The organism is Sporosarcina koreensis, assembly GCF_001531445.1.
Lineage (GTDB): Bacteria > Bacillota > Bacilli > Bacillales_A > Planococcaceae > Sporosarcina > Sporosarcina koreensis_C.
Genome location: NZ_LQYA01000310.1, coordinates 1 through 11,127 on the forward strand (window position 1 = coordinate 1; position 11,127 = coordinate 11,127).

Below are 11,127 nucleotides of genomic sequence, written 5' to 3' on the forward strand. Positions count from 1 at the left end.
GGTGAGACCCCGCAGGCGCTTGCGCCGAGGAGGCTCACCCCCGCCCCCCCGGAAAGCGTCCGCCGGAAACGCAAATCAACGTGCACAGAATAATTTTTTATTCCTATAACTACTTGGAAAACCTCACCATCCCCACATTACCACATCAAACCATTTAAGAATATATAGTATTTTTGGAATTTCAACTTTTTAATTTGAAGTTTTCCTGCTATAATGAAAAAAAGCAAACTATTTGATGTTGGAGGTATTTCATGACTGAGCAAAAGTTTTCCCAAAAAGAAGCAATGATTTATAGTCAACGCGTTGCCCAGATGTCAAAAGCACTTTGGAAAGCAGTCGAAAAGGATTGGCAGCAATGGATAAAACCTTATGACTTGAATATTAATGAACATCATATTCTATGGATAGCTTACCATCTTCAAGGGGCGACCATTTCGGACATCGCAAAATTCGGCGTCATGCACGTATCTACTGCTTTCAACTTTTCAAAAAAACTTGAAGACCGCGGATACTTACAATTCTTCAAAAAGGACGACGACCGTCGTAATACATATGTATCTGTCACTGAGGAAGGTGAAGAACTTCTCAATGGCATGAATGAAAACTATTATGACTCAGATCACGGAATCCTGGATGGATCGCTTCCAATGAAAAGCATTTATGGGAAGTTTCCCGAATTTTTAGAAGTCATGTCTGTCATCAGAAATATTTACGGAGAAGATTTCATGGAAATCTTCGAACTTGGTTTCAAACGGATCGATCATGCGTTTGACGATGAGCTTGTCTCCTTGAATCATCCCGATAAAAAAACGCAGGAAATCGCTGAATTGCAAACTGCCGAAGAAAAATAATGTCATTTTCCTCATCATTCTGCTATGATGAAGTGAAGGTTTAAAGAGGAGGAATTGATTTGATCCTTATCGTCACTGTTATGTTCTCATTGTTTTATTTATTCCAAATCAACAAGATGACATTCGCGTTATGTCAATCGCGGGAAATCCCAGAAGAAAAGCAACCAAAAATATATCGTACGGTCAATATCCTAATTACGATCTTGATTCTTTCGTTCTATCTTGAAGTGCTATTGAACGTATAAGAGGCGAAAAGCCCAACCCCTAACAGGGAGTTGGGCTTTTTCTTTTAGTAAATGAACGCAGCTCCTACGATGATCAACAGAATGAACAACACAACAATCAAAGCGAATCCAGAAGAGCCTTGGCCATATCCACTCATTGGAGCACCTCCTCTCTCTTTGTATCCTATGCATTGGACATTTAACGTTTTAGGCATTTCGGTAAGGAACCTTTTTGTTTTCTAATCGTTTTTATGGTATAGTCTCAATTGTTGTAGAGAAAAGTTAGGGGAGAAACCAACCATGAAAAAAACAGTTCTTGCCATGACAATGGCAGCCTCAGTTTTAGCGCTAGCAGCATGTAATAACGAAAAAGCGGCTGATGATGAAATCATCGCTACAACCAAAGTTGGAAATATCACGAAAGAAGATCTATATGAAGAAATGAAGGATGCAATCGGCATACAAGTTGTTGAAAACATGCTTCTGCAACAAGCATTGGAAACGGAATATAAAGTTTCCGATAAGGAATGGAAAGACGAAGTCAAATCTCAAAAAGAGTCTTTAGGGGATAACTTTGATATGTATCTCCAACAACAAGGAATTACTGAAAAGTTCTTCGAGAAAAATGTAAAATCCCAAATGATCCAGAAGAAGATGATCGAGTCATTGAAAGTGTCCGATGAAGATATCGCAAAAGGCGTAGAACGTGCAAAAACGGAAGTTCATGCTCGCCACATCGTCGTTAAAGACGAAGAGACTGCAAAAGAAGTTTTGGCGAAATTGAAAGATGGTGGAGATTTCGCTGAATTGGCGAAGGAATTTTCCACTGAACCTGTTGCAAAGGATACAGGGGGAGACCTCGGATGGTTCGGCCCGGGCAAAATGGTGCAGGAATTTGAAGACGCAGTCTATGCTCTTAAAAAAGGCGACCTTAGCGAACCTGTAAAGACAAGCTTTGGTTACCATATCATTGAATTGCTCGACACTCGTAAAGCAGAAACTGAAAAAACAGATGATGAAATCAAAGCTGAAATCGAAGACGGATTGAAACGTGTCCAGTTCGAAGAGAAGCTGCAAGAACTAATCAAAGCCGCTGATGTCGACATCAAAGTCGATGAGTTCAAAAAAGCTTTGGACATGTACTTGCCAGCAACAGCTGATAAAGAAGAGAAATAAGAAAAAAGGGCTGTCTGCAAATCGATTACCCATCGATTTGCAGCAGCCCTTTTTCTCGTATTAACTGGCAGTAAGTGCCCGATTGGTTCGGGCCTGCAGGATGCAGGTCACAAAGGCGTTGCAACAGGAAGTTGCGAACTTAGCCTTTGTTCAGCTAATCAGCGGGGATAACCCCCTCTGAGTGAAGTTTCACATCATCATTCTATATTCGGTTTGTAAAACGATCGGTTATCCAGCGGGAAAATCCTTTCGGTGAATTCTCCATTTGCCGTCTTGGACATTGCCCGATCAAGCATATTCATTTTCGCATCGATGTTATCGATGTAATGAAGAATTTCTGCTTCCATCAGCATCGGACGTTTCGGGCTTCCCCACTCTTCCTTGCCGTGATGAGACAGGACCATATGCTGCAGCAGCATGACTTCCTCCCCTTGAATTTCGAGTTCGTCCGCCGCTTTTGAAATTTCATTCACCATGATTGTAATATGGCCAAGCAAGTTCCCTTCCACCGTATATTGCGTGCCGATGGGACCGGATAATTCAATCACCTTGCCAACATCGTGCAAAATGATGCCAGCGTATAGCAGATCCTTATTCAATGTAGGATATAATTCAGCAATCGCCTTGCCGAGCTTCAACATCGACACGACATGATCGAGCAACCCGGACACATAATCATGATGGTTCCTTGTTGCAGCTGGGTAAACGAGGAAGTCTGACTGGTGCTTCTTCAACAGATGTCTCGTAATCCGCTGGATATGCGGATTTTTCATCTCAAAGAAATATTGCAGTAGCTCTTCGAATAGCACTTCCTTGCTTTTAGCAGAGGAAGGGACAAGATCTGAAATCGTCACGCCTTCCTCTTCCTTCGCAGGGCGGATGCTTTTAATGCGCAACTGATTTTTCCCTCTGTATTCATGCACTTCTCCGCCGACCTTGACGATGGTCGCAGCCGCATATAGTCTTTCCTGCTCTTCACCCGTATCCCACAGCTTCGCCTCAATATCACCGCTTTTATCTTGCAAAATGAGTGTCATGAAAGGGCTTCCCTGTTGAGTGATGCCTTTCGTCGATTGTTTAATGAGTAAAAAAAGTTCAACCGGTTCCCCGGCTTGATGTTCCATTATTTTTTTCATCCTATGATCGCCCCCTTGGCGCTTCCAATGTCGGAAACGTTAATAATCGTAGCATTTGTCCAGTATTCTATTATCTTATCATGACATGTGAAATAGATGAACTGATGCTTCGTGCTTAGCCGTTCCATTATTGTCATCATTCGTGTAAATCTAGTTTCATCAAAGTGGACAAAAGGATCATCCAACAATAGTGGAAAAGGAGCTGTCTTCTCTTTTGCCGTTGCCAGAGACAAGCGCAATGCAATATACGCCTGTTCCTTCGTCGCCTGGCTCAGTTCAATGATCGGATAACGCTTCCCGTTTGCTCCAACAGCTTGGAATAAACCATTCTCCGATACTACGAGCGACGTATACGTCCCGCCCGTCAGTTCACAGAACAGTTTTTCCGCACCCATCAGCACTTCCGGCAGCTTCTTCTCCTTCAATTCCTCCATCATGCTTTTGATCGCTTCAACAACCGCCTTACGGACAGACCAACGTTTCGCCAGCTCCGCAAACTCGGCCTTCTTTATCTCAAAAAACTGCTGCTTCCGTTGATAGGAATCATCGGTCAGCAGATTCTCGGTCTCCACTTCCAATGCGGTCTTTTCTTTCACAAGTAATCCCATAACTTCTTCCACGTCGGAAAGAGCCTTTTCAACTTGATGCACCTCTTCCCGGAGCACGTCCTCTGAACGGTCACTACCTTCATCAACGGCACCATGCATGGACAATTGGGATTCAATATCTTCGATTTGCTGCGTCAGCGTCTGCGTTTCCTGAAAATCGGCAAAGGCTGTGTAATACTCCTCTTCCGTCTCTACTCCGGCTTCTGTGAACAGCTCCTGTTGTTGACTGCGCAAGGATGAAATGAGCTCCTCCGCTTCCTGCATCTGCATGTGGAATTCTTCAATTCTTTGCGTTAACGTTGCAAACGATTGCGCTTCTTCTTTCAGAGACATATATGCAGACCGCATTTTCTCATAGATGGATGTTTCCGGCACACCGGGCGGAATAAATCGCTCCACCTCTGTAAGCCTGAAGCGAATTTTCCCCTGTATTAATTCGGATTGCTGAGACATGTCTTCCAGCTCACGTTCCATTTCCTGCAACGAGCGTACCATGCCGAAAAATTCATGAAGAATGCCTGCATTCGGGATTTTCAGAAGGCCATACGCTAAAAAGAATCCATTTAACGATTTTTGACGTTGCTCCTTCTTCTGCACGATTGTCCCGTACTCTTCTTCCAGTACACCCATTTTCCGTTCGATTGTCCGGGCGGTCTCGTTTAACCTGCTTTGCTGTCGATCATAGCCTCTCACTTTTTCGACGAGCGCTTCCATTATCGCTTCCTGTCCGGCATAAGCCTTGACGAACCTCTCCGCTTCACTCGTCTCTTGCGACGGCTGTCCGCCACGTTTTCTAATTGCTAAAATGGCGGCGATGACCGCAAGGCATGCGGCTAGACCAACGACGATCCATTGGTCACTGATCAGTCCGACTACGGAGATAGCAGCCGCCACGATGAGAAGTATCCATAGCAATTGCGGGATTCCATTTGCCCGATTCGACCTGCTCATTTGAACATATGCTTTAGCTTCAGCCAATTTGCCTCGGAGTGACGGCCACTCATCTGCTTGCTTTCGTTCCTCTTCCGTTGGGGCATTCTTTTGCAATGAAAGCTGTTCGTTGCGAATGTCCCGCAATTCATTCTCCAGTTGGGAGAGCTGCCGATCCATATATCCAAGTTGCTGATCCATTGCAGCCAATTCCTGCAATTGCTCATATAGATGTTCTTCCTGATGAATTGAAACGTCCGCACGCAGCACTGCATCGGAATCATCCACCCCTAACCGATCAAGCAACCGAAGTCTCTTCACATGCAACTGAGCCTGCTGATCCCGTATTGCGCCGACTGTCGAACGCCACTCATGCCATTCCGGCTCACGCGCTAGCAGTCGTTCGATTTCTTCAAGCTTTTCCGTGGATGGATTTTCCGGCATCTTACCAGCCATCGCCTTTATTTCGGCTTTGAGCCCCCGATTCTTCGCTTCCCTCTCGGTCAGTCTGCTATTGATCATTTCAAAGCGGCGAATGCCGTCAGACGGAAAGGATGTGGTTCGTACGTCGTCCAGCCTCCTTGCGAGTGTACGTCTCCTCTCTTTCAACGGGACGAATTGCAGCTCCCGTTCAAGAGCCCGATGTTGCTCTCGCAATGAATCATACTCCATTGTTGCTTTCTTCCATTCCCTTTCGATTGCATGGATCCTGTCCATTTTCGGAGCATATGCCGATATCCGCTCCTGTTCGTTTTTCAACTCTTTCTCCATTTCCTTCAATTCTGCAGCTCTGACGTTCATATCAGGATTCCGGCCGGATTTTTTGAATAAATCGCCCATTTCCTTCTCCATCTTCTTTTCCACACGCAATAATGTGTCGACGCCAGTTGTACCCGAGGAAAGAAGAGTCCTGCTCAATTCGGTCTCATCCATCTGTTCGAAGCCTTGTAAGTGAAGTACGGAAAACGAAAAGATTGACTCAAACGAGGCACGGTCGTATTGTCTGACCAATGCTTGTATAGCTTCTTCCCCGCCCTGTGTTCCGTCTTCAAAATAGACAGTGACATCCCCCGATGATTTCCCTTGTACCCGTTCTACGATGCAATTCCCATGGATTTCATCATGCAAATGAACTTGGCCGCCAAATTTGCCGCCCGCTTTCGGTTCATAGCGAAGCTGCGCACTATTCTTTTGTGGGAAGCCGAATAGCGTTTGTACGATGAATTGTTGGATTGTCGTCTTGCCCGCTTCATTGTGGCCGTAAATGATATTTATGCCATCTGTGAAGTCGATCGTCTTGTTTTCATGCTTACCGAAGCCATATATGACTATCTTTCGTATTTTCACTGGCTCACCTCCTGCACAGTCGGCAATTCATTCAACAGAAGCTTTTCAACATCCTTCCGTAAGTCGTCGATGTCCTCTTCCGTCAACGGGTCAAGATAGCGGGCAGTCCGTACATGCTGATACAGATCTCCCAGCACCCGTTTCCATTCATCCGCTGACCAGCTGTCGACTTGTCCAAGTACCGATTCTACAAGCGCATTGTTCTCTTTATGATGGAGATTATTTGAAAAGGTCAAGCGCTGTACCCAGACGAACGGGTCATAGCCCTCCATCATTTCACGGATTGCATCCAACCAGATGTCTTCAGCTGTCTGTGCAATAAAGGTGGCGGTTCCATCATCAAGAGTAATGATTTCAACATCAACGACAGATGGTCCATGTTGTGAAGCAAATGAAAGAAGCGCATCTTCGCAAGCGGCAAGCCATTCATTCGCATGTCGGATATTGACACATGGGACTTGAATTTTTCCGAAATGAACAGCTGATGTCGGAACGAATGAAAAGATTGCATCCGTTTTGCTGAGCTCCACTTCGTAAAAACCTTTTTCACCAGACTCATTCCTATGACGTCCTTGGAGATTCCCCGAATAGACGATTGGTGGATTTTCCGATAATTTCTGACGAAGATGAATATGGCCGAGCGCCCAATAATCATAATGCTTCGATTGCAGCTCTTCGATCGTAAAGGGTGAGTAGACCGCATGTGTATCATTTCCGGCAATGCTGCCATGCAATAGTCCGATATGAAAGGATTGATTATCCAAAGCGGTCGGGTAGTGGCTGACCATTTCTTCCCGGACTTGCCTGTTCGGATAGCTGAAGCCATGCAGCACGACATCCATCCCTCTTACCGTCAATGACACCTCCTCCACGCTCCCTGCAAATTCGTGGACATTTGGCGGCAGCTCGAAACGAACCCAGTTCCCGCTCAGATGATCATGATTCCCATACGTGATATAGACAGGAATCCCCACTTCATGCAGCCTTTCCATCCCTTCCCGGAACTTCCGCTGGGCACGCAAGCTTCGATCTTCGCCGTCGTATATATCCCCTACAATCACTATGAAATCCGGGGACGTTTCCACCGCATAATCGATGAATCGGCTGAAAGCGGTGAACGTGCTTTCCCGCAATTCATTCAACCGCGCTGGCGGCAGTCCCGTCATCCCTTTGAACGGGCTGTCGAGATGCAAATCAGCCGTATGTATAAATCGGATTGTAGACAAGGATCCAGCTCCTCTCCTCACGAATATTTGTTCTAATTTTACCATATGTGAAAGGGTTATAGAAATAAATAAAAGCGTATCTAGACATTGAAAAAGCCGCTTTCCGTCGAATTATCCGACGAAAAACGGCTATCGATCATTCTTTCCCTAATTGAATCGCTTTTTTAATGTCTTTCAACGAACGCGAAGGTCCGTACATAAGGACTCCGCCACGGTAGACTCGAGCACCGAACCAGCCAAGGACGAAAATTGTCAACAGCATAATGGCAATCGCCAGCAATGGTTCCCACATCGGCAAATCGAGCATCCCCACCCGCAAAAACATGACAAGCGGAGCAAAGAATGGGAAGTACGAAGCGTATGTCACATAGCCGAGCTCAGGATTACTTAAGCCCGTTGCAGAGATGATGAATGCTACGACAATGAGCATCGTCATCGGCATAATCATTTGCTGGACATCCTCCGCCCTGCTGACTAACGAACCTAGTAATGCAGCAAGAGTTGCATAGAGGAAGTAGCCGAGCACAAAAAACACTGCCGCATATACCAATGTGCTCATACTGACATCTTTTATACTAAAGAAATCTGAAAACCCGCCAGGCACTTCCGTCGCAGACGTTTTCAATGCGATGAACCCAGTTATTCCATAAATGATGATTTGAAGAATCCCCAGAGATCCGATTCCTAGCACCTTTGCAAACATATGCTTCACTGGCGAAACGCTCGAAATGAGGATTTCCATAACCCGTGAAGATTTTTCATTCGCCACGTCCATCGCAATCATAGACGCATACATGATGACCGCCATATAGATGACAAACATCAGGACATAGACAAGGAATCTCGCCTGATTCAACTCTTCTTCAGACTTTGCGGAAGGGGATACGTTTTTCTGCTCAAACTGAATGGGTGTAAACAATGTTTGCACTTCTGCGCCGGTCAATGAAAGCTCTTCCGCTTTCATTTCCGTCTGGATCGATTGCAATGCATCCTGGATGCGCTGTGGCATTGAGAAATCCATCATGCTCATCGTCGTATAATTCGCATGGATCGTACCTTGTTCATCAACCGAAAGGCTAAGGAATGAATCGATATCCCCCGATGAAACTTTATCGGTCAGCACCTTCTCGGATTCTTTTGCCTCTTCTGCAGTCAAGTTGCTTCCCCCTGCAGATAACTGCGCCTCTAGTCTGTCAACGAGCATTCCGCTCGTATCCACAACTTGTAGGACACTTTGTGTATCTCCCGTCCCTGTCACATCTTGAACCGTATCGATGATTTTTGATATATTCGCTAAGAGAAATATGACTGCAATCATAAGTGCAGTTGTAATAATGAAAGACTTTGATTTTGCTTTTGACGCAAACGCCTGTTTAAAGATGATCCAAAACTCACGCATATTCTTTCCCCACCTTTGCGATAAAAATGTCTTGCAAGGAAGGCTCTTCGATTTCAAAATGACGAATCGGTCCCGCTTGCAATGCAGCTGACAGTAAATCGTTTGCAACCTCTTCATCCTCGATCTGGAATATGGCTCCTTCAACAGAATGGGCGACGGAAATGACGCCTCGTACATTATCGAGGTTTGACAAATCATGATCAGAGCGGATTCGTACATTTTGTCTGCCGAATGATCGCTTCACATCCCTCAACGAGCCGCTCACAATTTGTTTGCCGCGATGGATGATACTTAGCCGCTCGCATAATTCTTCGACATGGTCCATACGATGGCTCGAGAAAAGAATTGTCGCTCCGTTATTTCTGAAATCGGTAATCGCCTTCTTCAACATTTCAACATTCACAGGGTCGAGGCCTGAGAATGGCTCGTCAAGGATGAGCAACTTCGGATCATGCATAAGGGCAGCGATGACTTGGATTTTTTGCTGATTCCCCTTCGACAGCTCCTCCACTTTTTTATTCTTGTTTTGCGACACTTCAAACCGTTCAAGCCAGTAATCGATCGCCTTCTTTGCATCCGCTTTTTTCATTCCTCTCAGCTCACCAAGGAATATGAGCTGATCCTCCACTTTCATCTTCGGGTAAAGCCCTCGCTCTTCAGGCAAATAGCCGATTTCCGGGCTTGTTGCGTATGAGATTGTTTTACCATTCCAAGTGATTTGACCTTCATTCGCGTTCAATAATCCTAAAATCATCCGGAACGTAGTTGTCTTCCCTGCCCCGTTTGCACCGAGAAATCCGTACATGGACCCTTTATCTACAGTGAGATTCAATTGGTCGACAGCGGTGAAGTCTCCGAACCGCTTTGTTACGTTTTCGATTTGTAATGCCATTTTTTTCTCCCTTCCCTTTTTCAGGCTTCATTCATTTACGTGTTTCATAGGACAATAGTTTCGTTATATGCGCTTATTCATTATTACAACCCCGATACCATATGAAATGAGCATCACTCCATATGCACATGCCGTAAGCAGAAATGCGAGCTTCGATCCTTCAAACAGCAAAGACCCAAGCCACATGAACATAAGGACAATAAGGGTTATAGTCCACGATATTGTTCTCGCTTTCGTATGGACTTCCTCGTATCTTTCATCAAAGCGACGTTCCTTTCTGCCTTTCCTGAAATAAAGGAATGCTATGAATAAAACGACACCAGCACCCGTAATGAACCCTGCTAAACTTTCGATTGATGGAACCATAGTTTTCCCCTTTCAGATTAATGATGTTTATTTACAATCGCTGCTCCTATCACCCACGAGAGCATATGAATGACCCATAGCGCGGTTAGGATGAAAAAGGCCAATTTTGCCCCTTCAACAATCATGACAATAATCCAAGCAATTAAAATTGCACCAGTCATCACCTTCCAGGAAATTGATCTCGCGTGTCGATGGAGATTTGTATATCTTTCATCAAACATGCGCTCTTTCTTCCCTTTTTTCCTAACAAAAAACCAGACGATTGCCCATATGACCAAGCCCAACGGCAAACCTAACAAAAACGCCCAAATATCAAATCCTTCGTACATCTTCATACCTCCTCCGGTTGAAAAATATCTTCAATACGGCAATTAAAGAGTTTTGCAATTTTAAACGCTAATATTAACGATGGATTGTATCTGCCTTTTTCGAGAGAGATGATTGTTTGCCTTGACACTTCCAACTTCTCCGCAAGATCATCCTGCGTCAATCCCATTTCAGTGCGCATTTCCTTAATCAGGTTATTCAGTTACATGCTCCCCCTTTCATTGTAAAGGTCGCTTTACGTAAAGGTTACTTTACTATACGCAGAATGTCAAGCAACCTTTACAAAATATTTTTCAAATGAATGATTGTTCATTTTTGAAGTATTCATAGTATAATGGAGAAAAAGCACGGAAGGATGAGCAGCTTGAGAACTTATAAATTGACAGCTTACGAAAAGACAGGCAAATTGATCACGGAAGAAACGTTTACAGCGGAGAACGATGATTCAGCAAAAGAAAAAGGCCATGCGTTGCTCGAAGAAAAGAATCTTCTTGAACAAACACACCGCCTTGCCTCGCCTGCCGGTAAACTGTTATTGTTCCATGTGTAAACGAATCGGCAATTGTAAATTAATGTTTGGCTACAATCATGCCGCTATGATATGTTTAAGGTGCAAGCCACAGTATGGAGGTGCTTCCCTTGAAT

13 protein-coding genes are annotated in these 11,127 nt (G+C 44.7%); 4 read left to right on the top strand and 9 right to left on the bottom strand.

Translation table 11 applies throughout. The features are described 5' to 3' along the window. Nucleotides 1–251 precede the first annotated feature (251 nt). Both AWV70_RS22105 and AWV70_RS22110 read left to right on the top strand, forming a co-directional pair. Nucleotides 252–851 (top strand): HTH-type transcriptional regulator Hpr, encoded by a 600-nt coding sequence (locus AWV70_RS22105; protein WP_060210601.1) that lies wholly within the window; start codon nt 252–254, stop codon nt 849–851. Between the two features lie 59 nt (nt 852–910). Continuing rightward, nucleotides 911–1,096: a hypothetical protein gene (locus AWV70_RS22110; protein WP_060210602.1), complete on the top strand. Its 186-nt coding sequence runs from the start codon at nt 911–913 to the stop codon at nt 1,094–1,096. Between the two features lie 44 nt (nt 1,097–1,140). Here the strand turns inward: AWV70_RS22110 and AWV70_RS23610 are convergent, their stop codons facing one another. After that, entirely contained in the window at nt 1,141–1,233 is a 93-nt protein-coding gene (locus AWV70_RS23610; RefSeq protein WP_153010094.1) for a YjcZ family sporulation protein, read from the bottom strand. Between the two features lie 142 nt (nt 1,234–1,375). On the opposite strand from AWV70_RS23610, the gene AWV70_RS22115 reads away from it, so the two are divergent. Further along, complete coding sequence (locus AWV70_RS22115; RefSeq protein WP_060210603.1) at nt 1,376–2,251, top strand: peptidylprolyl isomerase; 876 nt, start codon at nt 1,376–1,378, stop codon at nt 2,249–2,251. A gap of 197 nt (nt 2,252–2,448) precedes the next feature. Here AWV70_RS22115 and yhaM read toward each other — a convergent pair whose 3' ends face one another. From yhaM to AWV70_RS22155, 8 genes are all read right to left on the bottom strand, one after another. Then, nucleotides 2,449–3,387 carry a 3'-5' exoribonuclease YhaM gene (yhaM, locus tag AWV70_RS22120; protein WP_060210604.1) on the bottom strand — a complete coding sequence of 313 codons (939 nt, stop codon included), beginning with the start codon at nt 3,385–3,387 and terminating at the stop codon, nt 2,449–2,451. Next, complete coding sequence (locus AWV70_RS22125) at nt 3,384–6,272, bottom strand: ATP-binding protein (RefSeq protein WP_060210605.1); 2,889 nt, start codon at nt 6,270–6,272, stop codon at nt 3,384–3,386. Before AWV70_RS22125 ends, yhaM begins: the two co-directional genes overlap by 4 nt. Further along, nucleotides 6,269–7,498, bottom strand: a complete 1,230-nt coding sequence (locus AWV70_RS22130; protein WP_060210606.1) for a metallophosphoesterase family protein — start codon at nt 7,496–7,498, stop codon at nt 6,269–6,271. Before AWV70_RS22130 ends, AWV70_RS22125 begins: the two co-directional genes overlap by 4 nt. Nucleotides 7,499–7,634: 136 nt before the next feature. Continuing rightward, nucleotides 7,635–8,897, bottom strand: coding sequence for an ABC transporter permease (locus tag AWV70_RS22135; protein WP_060210607.1), 1,263 nt, complete (start codon nt 8,895–8,897; stop codon nt 7,635–7,637). Beyond that, on the bottom strand, nt 8,890–9,789 hold the full coding sequence (locus AWV70_RS22140) for an ABC transporter ATP-binding protein (protein ID WP_060210608.1): 900 nt from the start codon (nt 9,787–9,789) through the stop codon (nt 8,890–8,892). Before AWV70_RS22140 ends, AWV70_RS22135 begins: the two co-directional genes overlap by 8 nt. Nucleotides 9,790–9,852: 63 nt before the next feature. Next, nucleotides 9,853–10,155, bottom strand: coding sequence for a DUF3796 domain-containing protein (locus tag AWV70_RS22145; protein WP_060210609.1), 303 nt, complete (start codon nt 10,153–10,155; stop codon nt 9,853–9,855). Nucleotides 10,156–10,172: 17 nt separating this feature from the next. Further along, on the bottom strand, nt 10,173–10,484 hold the full coding sequence (locus AWV70_RS22150) for a DUF3796 domain-containing protein (RefSeq protein ID WP_060210610.1): 312 nt from the start codon (nt 10,482–10,484) through the stop codon (nt 10,173–10,175). A 2-nt stretch (nt 10,485–10,486) separates the two neighbouring features. Further along, nucleotides 10,487–10,684: a helix-turn-helix transcriptional regulator gene (locus tag AWV70_RS22155; RefSeq protein WP_060210611.1), complete on the bottom strand. Its 198-nt coding sequence runs from the start codon at nt 10,682–10,684 to the stop codon at nt 10,487–10,489. A gap of 162 nt (nt 10,685–10,846) precedes the next feature. On the opposite strand from AWV70_RS22155, the gene AWV70_RS22160 reads away from it, so the two are divergent. Further along, nucleotides 10,847–11,032 (top strand): YhzD family protein, encoded by a 186-nt coding sequence (locus AWV70_RS22160; protein ID WP_060210612.1) that lies wholly within the window; start codon nt 10,847–10,849, stop codon nt 11,030–11,032. Nucleotides 11,033–11,127 lie beyond the last annotated feature (95 nt).

Bases quoted from the DNA above. Each gene is read 5' to 3' on its own strand.
- AWV70_RS22105 (WP_060210601.1), top strand. From the start codon at position 252: ATGACTGAGCAAAAGTTTTCCCAAAAAGAAGCAATGATTTATAGTCAA.
- AWV70_RS23610 (WP_153010094.1), bottom strand. From the start codon at position 1,233: ATGAGTGGATATGGCCAAGGCTCTTCTGGATTCGCTTTGATTGTTGTG.
- AWV70_RS22115 (WP_060210603.1), top strand. From the start codon at position 1,376: ATGAAAAAAACAGTTCTTGCCATGACAATGGCAGCCTCAGTTTTAGCG.
- yhaM (WP_060210604.1), bottom strand. From the start codon at position 3,387: ATGAAAAAAATAATGGAACATCAAGCCGGGGAACCGGTTGAACTTTTT.
- AWV70_RS22135 (WP_060210607.1), bottom strand. From the start codon at position 8,897: ATGCGTGAGTTTTGGATCATCTTTAAACAGGCGTTTGCGTCAAAAGCA.
- AWV70_RS22140 (WP_060210608.1), bottom strand. From the start codon at position 9,789: ATGGCATTACAAATCGAAAACGTAACAAAGCGGTTCGGAGACTTCACC.
- AWV70_RS22145 (WP_060210609.1), bottom strand. From the start codon at position 10,155: ATGGTTCCATCAATCGAAAGTTTAGCAGGGTTCATTACGGGTGCTGGT.
- AWV70_RS22150 (WP_060210610.1), bottom strand. From the start codon at position 10,484: ATGTACGAAGGATTTGATATTTGGGCGTTTTTGTTAGGTTTGCCGTTG.